The sequence below is a fragment of the Pseudomonas sp. NPDC089752 genome, assembly GCF_044748725.1.
Lineage (GTDB): Bacteria > Pseudomonadota > Gammaproteobacteria > Pseudomonadales > Pseudomonadaceae > Aquipseudomonas.
In genome coordinates, this window is sequence record NZ_JBIVGP010000004.1 from 269,579 (window position 1) to 283,818 (window position 14,240).

Genomic DNA, 14,240 nt, shown 5'->3' on the forward strand with positions numbered 1-14,240 from the left:
CTGCCAGAAATCAGGCGTCACCTGCCCGTCACAAAGTTGTCACATGCGCGCAACGCGACAGGCGGAAACTTTTTGTCATGAATACACCTGCCCTACGCATCACCCTCGTCAGCGAAACCTTCCCACCGGAAATCAACGGCGTGGCCAATACCCTTGGCCGCCTCTGCGATGGCCTGCGCCAGCGCGGTCATCTGGTGGAAATCGTGCGGCCACGACAGGCGGGGGATGCGTCCGCAAGCGACGACGCAAACCTATTCCTGTGCCGTGGCTGGGGCTTGCCGGGCTACCCGGGCCTGCAATGGGGTGAAGTGTCGATGCACAAGCTGCTGCGCCGCTGGCGCAGGCAGCGCCCGGATGTGCTGTACATTGCCACCGAAGGCCCATTGGGGCTGAGCGCATTGCGTGCCGCGCGGCGCCTGGGCGTGGCGGTGGTCAGCGGCTTTCATACCAATTTCCCGCAGTATTCCGGCCAATATGGCCTCGGCCTGCTGGCGCGATTGCTCACCCATTACCTACGCTGGTTCCACCGGCGCACCGTCGCCACCCTGGTGCCCAGCGCCAGCCAGCGCCTGGAGTTGGAACGGCGCGGCTTCGAACGCCTGGCGCTGATGGCCCGAGGGGTCGATGCCGGCCTGTTCAACCCGGCCCGGCGCAACCAGGCCTTGCGTGATACCTGGGGCCTTGGCCCGGACGACATCGCCGTGTTGCATGTCGGGCGCCTGGCCGCAGAAAAGAACCTGGGGCTACTGCGGCCGTGCCTGCAAGCCCTGCAGGAGACTTATCCACAGCAGCGCCTGCGTTTGGTCGTCGTGGGCGATGGGCCACAACGGGCATCCCTTGAACAGCAACTGCCTGACGCCGTGTTCTGCGGTGCCCAGCGCGGCGAGGCACTGGCCGAACACTACGCCTGCGGCGACCTGTTCCTGTTCCCGAGCCTGACCGAGACCTTTGGCAATGTGGTGCTCGAAGCCATGGCTTCAGGGCTGGCGGTGGTCGCCTATGACGAGGCAGCTGCTGGCCAGCACATTCGCCACGGCCACAGCGGGGCGCTGGCCATGCCCGGTGACCAGGCGGCGTTCATCGATGCCGCCTGCTGGCTGCTGGAGGAAAGCGAGACCCTGCGCCGAGTCCGTCTCAACGCCCGTCAGCATGCCAGCCGCCAGGGCTGGTCGGCGATCGTCGAGCAGTTCGAGACGCACCTTTACAGCGCTTGCCAAACGGCGCCTGCTGGCAGCGAGCCAACAACCGCCAGGTTGGCGATCAAGCCAGGTTCGACAGCGCCTCGCGGCTGAACGGCAGCACGTCTGCTTCACGCCCTTCGCGAACCTTCAGCGCCCACTCGGCATCTACCAGCAGTGCCCGGCCCACCGCCACCAGGTCGAACTCTTCGGCGTCCAGGCGCCGCACCAGGCCTTCCAGGCTGGCGGGCTTGGCCACCTTGTCGGTGTCGACCATGAATTGCAAAAACTCGCCATCGAGGCCGACGCTGCCGACGGTGATGGTCGGTTTACCCGTCAGCCTTCGGGTCCAGCCGGCCAGGTTGAGCTCAGAGCCTTCGAATTCCGGCTCCCAGAAACGACGGGTGGAGCAGTGGAAAATATCCACACCGGCGTCGGACAGTGGCTTGAGGAAGGTCGCCAGCGCATCGGGCGTTTCCACCAGGCGTGCGCTGTAGTCCTGCTGCTTCCATTGCGAGAAGCGGAATATGATCGGGAAATCTGGCCCCACGGCTGTCCGCACCGCCTCGACCAGCTCGATGGCGAAGCGCGAACGGCCTGCCAGGTCGCCGCCATACTCATCAGTGCGGCGGTTGCTGGCCTCCCAGAAGAACTGGTCGATCAAGTAGCCGTGGGCGCCGTGAATTTCCACCCCGTCCATGCCGATGGCTTTGGCATCGCTGGCTGCTTTGGCAAACGCTGCGATCACTTCACGGATGTCGTCCTGGGTCATGCCATGCACCTGCACCTGACCTTCCTTGACCTTCTCGCTCGGCCCGAACCCCGGCACGCTGGCGTCCGGTTCGGTGCCCAAACGGCGCACCGCGCCGACATGCCACAACTGCGGCACGATACGCCCGCCTTCGGCATGGACAGCTTCGACCACGCGCTGCCATCCGGCCAGCGCATCTGCGCCGTAAAAGCGCGGCACGTTGGCATAGCCGTTGGCGGCCTTGTGCCCAACGGTGGTGCCCTCGGTAATGATCAGGCCGACCCCTGCAGCAGCGCGGCGGCGGTAGTACTCGACCACGCCATCGTGAGGTACGCCGCCGGGGCAGAAGGTACGGGTCATGGGCGCCATGACGACACGGGTCGGCAGCTCTAGCGCACCGAGAATGAAAGGCTGGAACAGGGGATGGCTGGACATGGGGCGCTTCCGTCTGGGTGAGGAAATGCGCCTGAGGTTAGGGGGCGTGAGGACGTTGGCACAGCATTATTGATCTGGGTGATTTTACCCTATCGCTGGGGGCGCAAAGCACCCCCTGGATATTCAGCCAAGCGCCTTCTCGATAGCTTGCACCACCACCGGGTCATCCGGTGCGGTACGCGGGGCGAAGCGGGCCAGAACCCGCCCGTCCTTGCCCACCAGGAACTTCTCGAAGTTCCAGCTGATGTCGCCGGGGAACTCGGCGCCCTCCCCTGCCAACAGGCGGTACAGCGAATGGCGCTGCGGCCCATTGACCTCGAGCTTGGCACCCAGCGGAAAGCTCACACCATAGTTGAGGCTGCAGAAATCCTGGATTTCCTTCTCGCTGCCAGGCTCCTGGCCGGCAAACTGATTGCAGGGCAGGCCCAGCACATTGAAGCCCTTGCCCTTGAACTGCTGTTGGAGTTTCTCCAGCGAAGCGTACTGCGGCGTCAGGCCACACTTGGAGGCGACATTGACCACCAACACTACCTGGCCCTTGAACGGTGCCAAAGGAAGGTCCTGGCCGTTCAGCGCCTTCAATGTCAGGTCGTGAAATGCACTCATGATGAATCCCCTCTCAGGTTCCCGGTTGCCGCTGGGGCGAATCACGCCCACTAAAAAGGCGCTCATCCAAGCCGTGCACCCTCCACGTTGGAGGCATGTCGGCTTGTCCGAGCGCCTGGCGACGTTCTGAGCTTAGCGCAGAAAATCAGTGGTGATGGCCACCTTCACCGTGGATGTGACGGTGAGCGATTTCTTCTTCGCTGGCATCACGCACGTCGACAACTTTGACCTTGAAGGTCAGGCGCTGGCCGGCCAGCGGATGGTTGCCGTCGACGGTCACGTCGTCGCCGTCGAGGTCGCGGATGGTGACGATCTGCATCTGGCCGTCCGGCGCGGACGCGTGGAACTGCATGCCCACTTCCAGTTCATCGACGCCTTCGAACATGCTGCGGTTCAGGGTGCTGACCAGTTCGGCCAGGTACTCGCCGTAGGCATCTTCCGGCTCGATGGTAACGTTCAGCTCGTCGCCAGCCTGCTTGCCTTCCAGGGCTTTTTCCAGGCCCGGGATGATGTTCTGGGCACCGTGCAGGTAGACCAGCGGCGCGCCGCCGGCGGAGCTGTCGATGGTCTCCCCGGCGTCGTTGGTCAGGGTATAGTCGATGGAGACAGCCTTGTTGGCGGCGATCAGCATGGGGCAAGACCTTTTGCAAAAGTATGTAGAGCAGACAAGTGTAACCAACGCATCGCCCGATTGCGACCGCAGCGGCAGCGAGGGGTGCCCCATCAGTCGGATCATCGGCTTTCACCAGGACGATGAAGGCCACTGGGTGGTCGACTTGTCCTGCGGTCACACCCAGCACCTGCGCCACCAGCCACCGTGGCAGGCGCGCCCGTGGGTGCTCGACCCCGAGCAGCGCGCGCAGCGTGTTGGCCAGGCTTTCGCCTGTGGCTGGTGTGCACAGCAGGCCGATAGCGCTACCCTTGGCCGTTGATTCCTTGCAACGCTTTATTTCGAGAAGCACGCATGCAGACATTTTTCATCGCGCCGACCGACTTTGGGGTCGGCCTGACTTCGATCAGCCTCGGCCTGGTACGTACCCTGGAACGCGCTGGCCTCAAGGTCGGTTTCTTCAAACCGATCGCCCAGCCGCACCCCGGTGACACCGGCCCGGAACGCTCCACCGAACTGGTCGCGCGCACCCACGGCATCAAGCCGCCGCTGCCACTGAGCCTGGCCCATGTCGAGCGCATGCTCGGCGATGGCCAGCTGGACGAGTTGCTCGAAGAAATCATTCGCCTGTACCAGCAAGCGTGCATCGGTAATGACGTGGTGGTGGTCGAAGGCATGGTGCCGACCCGCCACGCCAGTTACGCGGCGCGGGTCAACCTGCACTTGGCCAAGAGCCTGGACGCCGAGGTGATCCTGGTTTCGGCGCCGGAAAACGAAGTGCTCAGCGAGCTATCCGGGCGGGTCGAACTGCAGGCCCAGCTGTTCGGTGGCCCGCGCGACCCGAAAGTGCTCGGGGTGATCCTCAACAAGGTGCGTACCGACGAGAGCATGGCGGATTTCGCCACGCGTCTGCGCGAACATTCGCCATTGCTGCGCGGCGGTGATTTCCGCCTGCTGGGCTGCATCCCCTACCAGCCCGAACTCAATGCCCCGCGCACCCGCGATGTGGCCGAGCTGCTCGGTGCCCAAGTGCTCAATGCCGGCGACTACGAACAACGGCGGATGAACAAGATCATCATCTGCGCCCGCACCGTGGCCAATACCGTGCCGCTGCTCACCCCCGGGACCCTGGTGGTGACGCCGGGCGACCGCGACGACATCATCCTGGCGGTGAGCCTGGCGGCGATCAACGGCGTGCCACTTGCCGGGTTGCTGCTGACCAGCGACAGCAAGCCCGATGCGCGCATCCTCGGCCTGTGCCGAGGCGCGCTGCAGGCTGGCCTGCCAATTCTGTCGGTGAGCACCGGTTCCTACGACACCGCCAACCTGCTCAATTCGCTGAACCGCGAAATCCCGGTGGATGACCGTGACCGGGCCGAATTCATCACCGATTTCGTCGCCAGCCACCTTGACGCCGTCTGGCTGCATCAGCGCTGCGGCACGCCCCGCGAAATGCGTCTGTCACCCGCGGTGTTTCGCTACCAGCTGATCCAGCGGGCGCAGCAGGCCAACAAGCGCATCGTCCTGCCAGAAGGCGCCGAACCGCTGCTGGTACAGGCGGCGGCAATCTGCCAGGCACGCGGCATCGCCCGTTGCGTGCTGCTGGCCAAGCCGGAAGAGGTCGAAGCCGTGGCCCGCGCGCAGGGCATCACCCTGCCGGCGGACCTGGAGATTCTCGACCCCGAGCTGATTCGCGGGCGCTATGTCGAACCGATGGTCGACTTGCGCAAGAGCAAGAACCTCAATGCGCCGATGGCCGAGCAACAGCTGGAAGACCCGGTGGTGATCGGCACCATGATGCTGGCCCTGGGTGAGGTCGACGGCCTGGTCTCGGGCCTGGTGCACTCCACCGCCAACACCATCCGCCCTGCCCTGCAGCTGATCAAGACCGCACCCGGGGCGAGCCTGGTGTCGTCGGTGTTCTTCATGCTGTTCCCTGAGCAGGTGCTGGTGTACGGCGACTGCGTGATGAACCCGCACCCCAGCGCCAGCGAGCTGGCCGAGATCGCCCGCCAGAGCGCGCAATCGGCGCAAGCCTTCGGCATCGCGCCACGGGTGGCGATGATCAGCTATTCAAGCGATTCGGCGAGCGACGAGGAGGTGGAGAAAGTGCGTGAAGCCACGCGCCTGGCGCAAAGCGCACAGCAGAGCCTGCTGATCGATGGCCCGCTGCAGTACGATGCTGCCGCCAACCCCGAAATCGCCCGCCAGCTCGCCCCGAACAGCCCGGTAGCTGGGCGTGCGACGGTGTTCGTTTTCCCCGACCTGAACACCGGCAATACCACCCACAAGGCGGTGCAGCGCAGTACCGACGGGGTCAGCCTGGGGCCAATGCTGCAAGGTTTGCGCAAGCCGGTGAATGACCTGCCGCGCGGTGCCCAGGTGGATGACATCGTGCATACCATCGCGCTGACGGCGATTCAGGCCAGCAGCATCGCCTGAAAGCAAAAAGGGCAGGCTCCGTATGGGCCTGCCCTTTTCATTGCAACGATCCAGCGCTTACGGGTACTGCTGAACCTGACCCTGCTGGTCATACTGCTGACCCGGGATCGGCTTCAGGTTGACCTCGACACGGCGGTTCTGCGCGCGGCCATTGGCATCGGCGTTGCTGGCAATCGGCTGGTCCGGGCCCATACCACGCACACTCACGCGCGAAGCATCAACGCCTTGCGAGCTCAGGTAGGTGCTGACCGCCTGGGCACGGCGCTGCGACAGGTCCATGTTGTGCTGGCGGCTGCCGGTACTGTCGGTGAAGCCGACCACTTCGATGGTGTTCTGGTTGAACTGCTTGAACGAGTTCGCCAGGTTGTTAAGCGGCGAGTAGAAGCTCGGCGCGATGTTGGCCGAGTCGGTGGCGAAGGTGATGTTGCCAGGCATGATCAACTTGATCTGGTCGCCCTGGCGCTGCACTTCGACGCCAGTGTTGGCCATCTGTGCACGCAGTTCGGCTTCCTGCTTGTCGGCGTAGTAACCGTAACCTGCGGCAGCAGCACCCACAGCGGCGGCGCCGATCAGCGCGCCCTTGCCACGGTTGTTGTGATCGATGGCGGCACCGGCAATGGCCCCCGCCAGGGCGCCAAGGCCGCCATACTTGGCGGTTTTGCTCATCCCGGTCGAGCCGCCCTGCGCCTGGCCCTGGTTGTCATAAGGGTTCGGGCTGGCACAGCCGGTCATCAGGGCTGCAGCAGTTGCGACGATAAGCAGACGACGCATGGTGAACATGGACAAGCTCCTACAAAAATTCGTGTGTGCGGCAAAGCATGAATGGTCTTGTGCCAGCCTTGGATTGCCTGATGGCAAAAAAATTCCATGAAAGGCTGTTAATGCGAATTCACGCCCGCACGAACGGGTTCTCGCGCATCTCGTCACCTAGCCGAGTCTCCGGCCCATGGCCGGTGACCACGATGGCGTCCTCGTCCAGGCGATACAGCCGCTCCTTGATCGAGCGAACGATAGCGCGCTGATCGCCGCCCCACAAATCGGTGCGGCCGATGCCGCGGCGGAACAGCGTGTCACCGGCCACCAACAGCTTGGCCTCGGCGAACCAGAAGCTCATCGAGCCCGGTGTATGCCCAGGGGTATGCAAGGCCACGCCACAGCCGCAGGCGAGTTCTTCATCGTCGCCCAACCAGCGGTCGGGTGACGGCACCGGCGTGTAGGGTACGCCGAACATCTGGCACTGCATCTCCAGGTTGTCCCACAACGGCTGGTCGTCCTTGTGCAGGTGCAAGGTGGCGCCGGTGAGTTCCTTGAGCTTGCCCGAAGCGAGGAAATGGTCGAAGTGCGCGTGGGTGTGGATGATGCTCACCAGCGTCAGGCCGTGGGCCTGCAGGCGGGCGAGGATCTTGTCCGGGTCACCGCCTGGGTCGACGACCATGGCTTTTTTGGTGACCGGGTCGCCGATCAGGGTGCAGTTGCACTGCAGGGGGCCTACGGGGAAGGTTTCGCGGATGAGTATGGTTGTGGGAGCGCTCACTGGGCTTCTCGCGGAAATAACTAATGGTTTTCAAAGAAAGAAAAAGCCGACATTAGCGCCGGCTTCTGGAGTCCATATCGTGGATCACGGATGTCGGCTCGTGGGCCGACACCTTCAGGTTTGATTACCAGCCAATGGTCCCGATGGTTCCAGCTCTTCGCCTTTAGCTTTGGCGACTTGAAGAAAGCGCAGCTGGTTGCTTGAAATCTGACCTGCCAGACGTCGTGCTTCAGCCTCGAATCTGGCAACGGCCATTGGTTTTTCACGGCTCTTGGTGGATCGCATGACTTCCCTCCATAGGCTCGCTGAATACCGTAATGATGGTATTAAGGTTCTACCCGAATCACAAGCCGCCCCATCTCCGTAACGCTGAAGCCAAGCGCTTCGTAAAGAGGTCTGGCAGCGGCTACCGGCTCTTGGATTTCAATCTCGCAACAGCCTAACATCCGCGCGTAGAAATCCACCGCCGTCAAGGCGAGCGATGCAATATCGCCCTTGAGCGGATGAGTGCGACCGGGCTTGCTCTCCAACAGGATGACCTTAATACACAAGCGGCTTTTTCTCGGACTGGCGTAACATAGACCACAAAGCTCTGTGCCATACCATAGGGAAAGATCGAAGCCCTTAGGGTCGCTACGCTTCCATACCGATACCTCTTCCCAAGGAAACAGGCTGGCCTGTGGTCCCCATTCAAGACTGGCGGTAATCGCTTCGCTTGTGATTGGCTCCATACGAACCCTGTCCGCATCCAGGTACTCTCTTAAAAGCCCAGGCTCTCGGCAGATAATTGCACATGCCAGCCTTCTAGCCTGGGAGCGATAAACTTGGTAACGGAGATCGTTGGTCCTTTTTCTCACGCATCACCCCGTAGCGGACGGGCAACGCCTGGCATTCAAAATTCACGGCCGACTGGCTGCATTCGCTCCCAGTCCTCCATATCTTTGGGAACAGGTGCGTCCAACTTACACTGAGCCATAAGCGCAGTAATATCGTATCTACGCGTTACGCGATTGATAGCGCTTGGCACCGACGACTGCACTGGGACTTGTCTTCTGGATATACAGCGAACGAGCTTGTCCATTGGTTGATCACGCATGAGTAATGGGGAAGTAATTACTACCAGCGTGACAAGCTCGAAGAAAGGGCATAAAAGCCCTTTTCCTCTCTATCAGAGTTTTCCTACAGCGCAATGGAACGGTTCACTTATGCGTCGTTATGTAACGTATCGATTTATAACAAGAAAGTAGTGACACGCTATTTAAGGCAAATGCAACCTAAACAACCCCCCCCCCAGCGCCCCACCATTGGCAATCTCGATCCGCCCCCGCACCCCATCACGTTCATGCAGCGCCGCGATCCGCGCCGCGAAATACAACCCAAGCCCAGTGCTGCCGCTCTGCGCATCAATGCCCTGCACGTAATCCTGCTGCCGCTCGAGCATGCGTGCCGGGTACCCGGGCCCATCATCGTTGACGCTGATCACCAGCTGCTCGTTCTCTTCCTCGATGCTGATCAACAACGCGTGCCCGGCATAGCGGGTAGCGTTGGTGACCACATTGGCGATCACCGAAGCGACCAGTTCACGGTCGAAGAAACCCAATGGATTTTCGCTGTCGATACGCCAGGTGGCGAGAATGTCGTTGTGTTCGAGCACCTGCTGATGGGCCGCCAGCTGCGCTTCGATGAAGTCTTCGAGTTCGTGGTAATCCGGGCACACCGGCAACTGATTGACGCCCAATTTGTACAGCCCAAGCATCTGCACGAGCATGCCGTTGAGGTGGCGGAACTCGTGCTCGATCACCCCTTGCTCGGGGCCGCTGCGCAATTCTTCGGGCAGACGGGCCAACCACTGGTCGTGGGACTGGATCAGCGCCGACAACGAGTTCTTCAGGTCGTGCACGGTGGAGGCGATCACCGTGGAAAAATCCAGCCCCTGATTGTCCTGGCTCATGCGCCGAAAACCTTGATGTGCAGTTTGCGGTAGCGGTCATAACGACTGTCGCTGGCTGGAATCCCCGCCACACTGGTCAGGCAGTTGCGACACTCCTGCAGGATCGCCGCTGGCGTGGCTTCGCCACCGATGCGCAAAAGCGCCTGGGCCGTGTTGAGGGCAATGCTGATGTTCTTGGGTTGCAACGACAGCGCCTTGCGGAACATCTGCAAAGCTTCGTTGAGCTGCCCAGCCTGGTAGCTGCGCACGCCCTGGCGATTGAGGTCGACCGCTTCGGTGACGGCACCGAGCACCGTCGGGTCATCGGTCAGTTTGGCCACGCTCTGCATGACTTTGGGGTCATCGCCGTAAGTTTCCACACAGCCCTTGAGGATGGTGCCTCCGGCGGCTTCCTGGCCAAGCGACTGCAGCTGTTTGGCGACGGTCAGGGCGGCTTCGACCGAGAAGAACTGGTCCATCTTGTCCAGCCGCTGCAGGGCCTGTTCGGTGAGCTTGGCGGCGGTCTCGGGGTCGCCGGCCTGCTGCAGGCTGGCGGCTTTCATCAGGCGCGCGCGCACTTGCAGCCCCTGGTCCTCGACATTGTCCTTGGCCACCTCGCTGAGCACCGTGTTGATCTCGACCCGGGTCCGCGCATCCAGGCCGAAGCCGGCATTCTTGTTCATCAATGCCTGCACCAACCCCAGGTTGCTCTCGGCATCCTTGTAGCGCGAACTCTGGCCCTGGTTCACGGCGTGGCGGAAGGCCTTGGAAGCGCTCTCGAAGTCTTCGTTGTCCAGCGCCAGCTTGCCCAGCGCGGCCTGTCGGCGTACCGCCAGGGGCGACAGCCGCACCGCCTCTTCAAGCATGTTCTGCGCGCGCTTGGTCTCACCCTGCGCCACCAGCACATCGGCCATGCCATCGTAGAGACTCGGCATGATCGGGAACGCCTTCAGCGCCTGTTCATAGACGCCCTGGGCCTGGGCATTCTGCCCACGCTTGTGCATCAGGCTGCCCAAGGCCGCATATACCCAAGGCTGCGGACGGCTGGCGAGAATGCCCTTGAGGAACTTTTCCAGCTCGTCGAAGCGGTTGAGGTCACGCAGGGCATCGGCGCGATAACGCAGGCACAGGGGGGCGAAACGCGGGTCTTTCTTGCACAGCTCGGCGCAGGCGGCCAGCACTTCGGCCGGGCGGCCGCGGTCCAGCGCCTGAAGGATCGGCTTGAGCAAGGTCTTGCGTTGCGTCAGCTTGTCCAGGCGCTGGGCCAGGCCAACCCGGTTGAAGGGTTTGGTGAGATACGCATCGGGCTCGTGCTCCAGGGCACTGAGCACGATGGCCTGACTGCTCTCGGCGGTGACCATGATGAACACGCACTCATGGCTGATCAGCTTGTCGAGGATCAGGTCCTCGAGCACTTGCTGGCCATTCTTCTTGCCGTCTCCGAGGTGGAAGTCCTGAAGAATGTAGTCATAGCGTTTCTGCCCGCACATGCGCAGGGCCTGCTCACCGCTATCGGCAGTATCGACCTCACGCACCCCCAGTTCGCGCAGCATGGAGCGCGTCGAGGTGCGAAAGTCGGTGAAGTCATCGACGATCAAAAAGCTCTTTTGCCCGTACTGCAGCATCAATACGACCTGTACTGGATGATGGGAGGGTGGCCTGGGGCGATGCAGATCGCCGTTCGCTGTATCGGCCACTGGTCGGGAAAGATGAGGGCAGGCAATGCAGCGTCGAAATCAGGCCAGCAAACCCAAGGATTTGGCCCGTGCAACTGCCTGAGTGCGCCGCTCCACACCCAGTTTGCTGTTGATGTGGCTGGCATGGGTCTTGACGGTGTGCAGGGAGATGAACAGGCGCTCGCTGATCTGTTGGTTGGAACAGCCCTGGGCGATCAACTCGAGCACGGCCAGCTCGCGCCCACTCAAGACTTCACCTGAGCCGCTGCTCGGCGCGGCCTGCTCAGGCAGATGCGTCAGCAGGTCAAGCTGGACCTTGCAGGCAGGCCGCACGAGCAGGTGTTCGCGCAACCATAGCGGATGGCGCTCGATCAGCTGCTGGAAAGGTTGCATCACCCCTCCCTGGGCCGCAGCCAGGGCCATGGGCAACAATTCGACAGCCTGTGCTTCACGCCCTTGCTCCAGACACAGGACGACCCATTGGCATAACGCGCTCAGGCTCAGCATCATGCCGCCGCTGGCCTGCCCACGCTCTACCAGCCCACGCAGGCGTGTGACTGCGTCATCGCTGCGCCCCTGGATGCGCTCCAGCAACGCCTGTTGCAAGGCAATATGCAAAGGCAGCAGTGGATGGAATTCAGGCGCTGCGGCAGGTTGATCGCCGCCGTAGGTCTGGCCCAGACGCAGCAACCAGGATTCGGCCAGATCGGTGCGGCCCTGGGCCAGCCACAATTCACATTTCACCAAGGTGATCATGGCCAGATAGAAAATCGGCGGCACGTCCCAGATATGCATCAGCCGCTCGGCCTCGGCCAGTTCCGCGAACGCCTCGGCATAATGACCTTCTCGGCCGTCAAGCGCGGCGATCACGCAGTGGCCGATCAGCACACTGATATCACGACAGGCGCGTGCTTCACCCAGCCCAGCGCGCAAGCGCGCACGCCCCTGCGCAGGTTGCAGACGCGCCACCAGCAGATAGCCTTCGTACAGGGTCAGCCGCGCACGCACGGCGTACAGCCGCTGTGCAGAAAGCCCCTGCAGCCGTTGCAGCCCCTGGCGCACTTCGTCCAGCGCGCGCAACGCTTCTCCGCGGGCATGCAACACCCGCGCACGGTCATAATGGGCCAAGGCTTCGAACAACGGGTTGCCGACCCGCTGGGCCAGCTCCAGCGCTTCGCGGTTCCAGCCCCGTGCGCGCCAGAAGTCGCCGTCGGCGATGGCCAGATTGGATAGCGTCGAGAGGCACACCAGGCGCTGGCCGTAACGTTTGCTGGGCAAGCTCTGCAGCGCCTCGCCGCAATAGGCCAGCGTGCGCTCACGATCCCCGCGACCTCGGGCGATCACCCCGGTCAGCGCCAACCATTGCGCCAGCATGGATTTTTGCGCCGTGGCCGAAGGGGCTGGCAGAAAGCGGCTGAGGTAGCTTGCCAGTTCTTCAGCGGCATCCAGTTGGCAGGCCAGGCCCAGCGCCCAGCTATAGAGCACGATCAAGCGTGGCGTGCTGATCAACAGGCTGTCGGGCAGGTCCATCTTCCAGCGCAGCAGCATGCCGACGTTCTGCTCGGCCAGCAGTTGCTCCTCCGACAAGCTCTGCACGAGGTTGGCGGCAACGTCCAGATGGCCGGCCCGCAAGGCCTGCTCCACCGCTTCGTCGAGCAGCCCCTGGGCCTGAAACCAGCGGCAGGCGCGCAAGTGCAAGCGCGCTTGCGGTTCGCTGGACTGGCGGCTGCGTAACAGGTCGGAAAACAGGTGATGGTAGCGGTACCAGCGGCCGTGCTCGTCGAGCGGCACCAGAAACACCTGGTGAGCCTGCAGGTAGTGCAGGATGGCGGCGCTGTCCTCGCGCTCGCGCAGCGCATCGCACAACGCCGCGCAGAAGCGCTCCTGGCAAGCGGTGTCGAACAGGAACGCCTGCACCTCGATCGGCAGGATATCGATGACTTCTTCGAGCAGGTAATCGCGAATCAACCCCTCGCCACCATGCAGGGCTTGCGGCAGGGCATGTTCATCGCCGGATTCGCTGGCAGCCAGTTGCCAGAAGCGCAGCCCGGCCACCCAGCCGTCGCTGCGCTGGATCAGGTTGTCCAGGGCTTGGCCGCGCAAACCTGTAGGTTGTCGACCGATGACGGCCAAGGCTTCGTCCGGCGTCAGCCGCAAGTCCTGTTCATTCAGTTCGATCAACTGGCGCGACAGGCGCAGCCGTGCCAGGTGCCAGTCAGGCCGTTGACGGCTGGTGACCAGCAGCACCAGGCCCCCTGGCAGATGGTTGAGGAAAAACTGCAGGCAGCGGTCAAGCACCGGCCCCTGGGCCAGGTGATAGTCATCCAGCACCAGCAGCAAAGGTGTATCGGCCTGCAGGTACAACGCCAGCTCGTCGAGCAAACCGTCGAGCCACTCCTCGAAAGCGAAAGGCTGGTGGCGCTGGCGCATTTTCAGCAGGCCCAGAGCCTGGCCGCCCAGCGCAGGACAATATTGCTGCAGGCCTTCGAGCAAGCGCTCGAGGAAGCGCCCGGGGTCGGCATCGCGTTGGCTCAGACCAAGCCAGAGGCTGCGCCAGTGGCCGGGCAGGGCCTCACAGAACTCGATGGCCAGGGAGCTTTTGCCAAAGCCTGCCGGTGCATTGACCAGCAACAGGCGCCCGCCGAGGCCGGCTTGCAGGCGCTGGCACAAGCGCGCGCGCGGCACGTGACCGTCCGGCAGGGGTGGTCGGAAGAAACGCCCGTCCAGCAGGCCCAAGGCCTGGCTGGCGAATCCATGCGTACGGGACAAATCTGTCATGGCCGGCTCGTTCTGATTGCGGCGATATGGATGCTTGCGAGACTAGCGGTTAACGCGGCGCATTTGAAGATGATGGGCGCAAATGCCCTGGCAAAGACTGCGACAAAAAGCAACAACGCTGATGATCACCGGGCTCGGGTGAAGTTTGATGAGGTATTCATCGGATTTATCGTGCCTCCCACTCCGCGCGCCTGCCCTTCCGTCGGCTACCCGTGAATTGGCGACCAATCGATTCGCGATCGTCCTCCGCCAGGTCTACGCTGGCTCCGTGATGTCATTCAGGCATCACTTCGGGACTGT

General features: G+C 62.6%; 13 protein-coding genes. 3 read left to right on the forward strand and 10 right to left on the reverse strand.

Features of this window, described 5'->3' with window-relative positions; genetic code table 11:
- Positions 1 to 77: 77 nt before the first annotated feature.
- Positions 78 to 1,292, forward strand: coding sequence for a glycosyltransferase family 4 protein (locus ACIPZF_RS08605; RefSeq protein ID WP_400797697.1), 1,215 nt, complete (start codon positions 78 to 80; stop codon positions 1,290 to 1,292).
- Here ACIPZF_RS08605 and ACIPZF_RS08610 read toward each other — a convergent pair.
- From ACIPZF_RS08610 to ACIPZF_RS08620, 3 genes are all read right to left on the reverse strand, one after another.
- A complete protein-coding gene (locus ACIPZF_RS08610) occupies positions 1,261 to 2,364 on the reverse strand; it encodes an NADH:flavin oxidoreductase (RefSeq protein WP_400797700.1) in 1,104 nt (367 codons plus the stop codon). The genes ACIPZF_RS08605 and ACIPZF_RS08610 overlap by 32 nt on opposite strands.
- Positions 2,365 to 2,487: 123 nt before the next feature.
- The gene (locus ACIPZF_RS08615) at positions 2,488 to 2,970 is read right to left on the reverse strand and encodes a glutathione peroxidase (protein WP_400797703.1); all 483 of its coding nucleotides are present in this window, start codon (positions 2,968 to 2,970) and stop codon (positions 2,488 to 2,490) included.
- Positions 2,971 to 3,115: 145 nt separating this feature from the next.
- Positions 3,116 to 3,601, reverse strand: coding sequence for a peptidylprolyl isomerase (locus tag ACIPZF_RS08620; RefSeq protein ID WP_400797706.1), 486 nt, complete (start codon positions 3,599 to 3,601; stop codon positions 3,116 to 3,118).
- On the opposite strand from ACIPZF_RS08620, the gene ACIPZF_RS08625 reads away from it, so the two are divergent.
- Positions 3,600 to 3,902: a DUF3565 domain-containing protein gene (locus ACIPZF_RS08625; RefSeq protein WP_400797709.1), complete on the forward strand. Its 303-nt coding sequence runs from the start codon at positions 3,600 to 3,602 to the stop codon at positions 3,900 to 3,902. The genes ACIPZF_RS08620 and ACIPZF_RS08625 overlap by 2 nt on opposite strands.
- Positions 3,903 to 3,934: 32 nt before the next feature.
- Complete coding sequence (gene pta / locus ACIPZF_RS08630) at positions 3,935 to 6,022, forward strand: phosphate acetyltransferase (RefSeq protein ID WP_400797711.1); 2,088 nt, start codon at positions 3,935 to 3,937, stop codon at positions 6,020 to 6,022.
- Between the two features lie 57 nt (positions 6,023 to 6,079).
- Here pta and ACIPZF_RS08635 read toward each other — a convergent pair whose 3' ends face one another.
- The 7 genes from ACIPZF_RS08635 to ACIPZF_RS08665 form a co-directional block, all read right to left on the reverse strand.
- Positions 6,080 to 6,802, reverse strand: a complete 723-nt coding sequence (locus tag ACIPZF_RS08635; RefSeq protein ID WP_400797714.1) for an OmpA family protein — start codon at positions 6,800 to 6,802, stop codon at positions 6,080 to 6,082.
- A gap of 109 nt (positions 6,803 to 6,911) precedes the next feature.
- Positions 6,912 to 7,556: an MBL fold metallo-hydrolase gene (locus ACIPZF_RS08640; protein ID WP_400797717.1), complete on the reverse strand. Its 645-nt coding sequence runs from the start codon at positions 7,554 to 7,556 to the stop codon at positions 6,912 to 6,914.
- Positions 7,557 to 7,670: 114 nt separating this feature from the next.
- On the reverse strand, positions 7,671 to 7,841 hold the full coding sequence (locus ACIPZF_RS08645; RefSeq protein WP_400797720.1) for a hypothetical protein: 171 nt from the start codon (positions 7,839 to 7,841) through the stop codon (positions 7,671 to 7,673).
- Positions 7,842 to 7,882: 41 nt separating this feature from the next.
- On the reverse strand, positions 7,883 to 8,287 hold the full coding sequence (locus ACIPZF_RS08650; protein ID WP_400797723.1) for an N-acetyltransferase: 405 nt from the start codon (positions 8,285 to 8,287) through the stop codon (positions 7,883 to 7,885).
- A 527-nt stretch (positions 8,288 to 8,814) separates the two neighbouring features.
- Positions 8,815 to 9,507 (reverse strand): sensor histidine kinase, encoded by a 693-nt coding sequence (locus ACIPZF_RS08655; protein WP_400797726.1) that lies wholly within the window; start codon positions 9,505 to 9,507, stop codon positions 8,815 to 8,817.
- Positions 9,504 to 11,111, reverse strand: coding sequence for a tetratricopeptide repeat protein (locus ACIPZF_RS08660; protein WP_400797729.1), 1,608 nt, complete (start codon positions 11,109 to 11,111; stop codon positions 9,504 to 9,506). Before ACIPZF_RS08660 ends, ACIPZF_RS08655 begins: the two co-directional genes overlap by 4 nt.
- A gap of 111 nt (positions 11,112 to 11,222) precedes the next feature.
- Entirely contained in the window at positions 11,223 to 13,940 is a 2,718-nt protein-coding gene (locus tag ACIPZF_RS08665; protein WP_400797732.1) for a LuxR C-terminal-related transcriptional regulator, read from the reverse strand.
- Positions 13,941 to 14,240 lie beyond the last annotated feature (300 nt).

Coding starts and splice junctions, on each gene's coding strand:
- ACIPZF_RS08665 (WP_400797732.1), bottom strand. CDS start 13,940: ATGACAGATTTGTCCCGTACGCATGGATTCGCCAGCCAGGCCTTGGGC.
- ACIPZF_RS08660 (WP_400797729.1), bottom strand. CDS start 11,111: ATGCTGCAGTACGGGCAAAAGAGCTTTTTGATCGTCGATGACTTCACC.
- pta (WP_400797711.1), top strand. CDS start 3,935: ATGCAGACATTTTTCATCGCGCCGACCGACTTTGGGGTCGGCCTGACT.
- ACIPZF_RS08620 (WP_400797706.1), bottom strand. CDS start 3,601: ATGCTGATCGCCGCCAACAAGGCTGTCTCCATCGACTATACCCTGACC.
- ACIPZF_RS08615 (WP_400797703.1), bottom strand. CDS start 2,970: ATGAGTGCATTTCACGACCTGACATTGAAGGCGCTGAACGGCCAGGAC.
- ACIPZF_RS08655 (WP_400797726.1), bottom strand. CDS start 9,507: ATGAGCCAGGACAATCAGGGGCTGGATTTTTCCACGGTGATCGCCTCC.
- ACIPZF_RS08645 (WP_400797720.1), bottom strand. CDS start 7,841: ATGCGATCCACCAAGAGCCGTGAAAAACCAATGGCCGTTGCCAGATTC.
- ACIPZF_RS08625 (WP_400797709.1), top strand. CDS start 3,600: ATGGGGCAAGACCTTTTGCAAAAGTATGTAGAGCAGACAAGTGTAACC.
- ACIPZF_RS08610 (WP_400797700.1), bottom strand. CDS start 2,364: ATGTCCAGCCATCCCCTGTTCCAGCCTTTCATTCTCGGTGCGCTAGAG.
- ACIPZF_RS08635 (WP_400797714.1), bottom strand. CDS start 6,802: ATGTTCACCATGCGTCGTCTGCTTATCGTCGCAACTGCTGCAGCCCTG.
- ACIPZF_RS08605 (WP_400797697.1), top strand. CDS start 78: ATGAATACACCTGCCCTACGCATCACCCTCGTCAGCGAAACCTTCCCA.
- ACIPZF_RS08650 (WP_400797723.1), bottom strand. CDS start 8,287: ATGGAGCCAATCACAAGCGAAGCGATTACCGCCAGTCTTGAATGGGGA.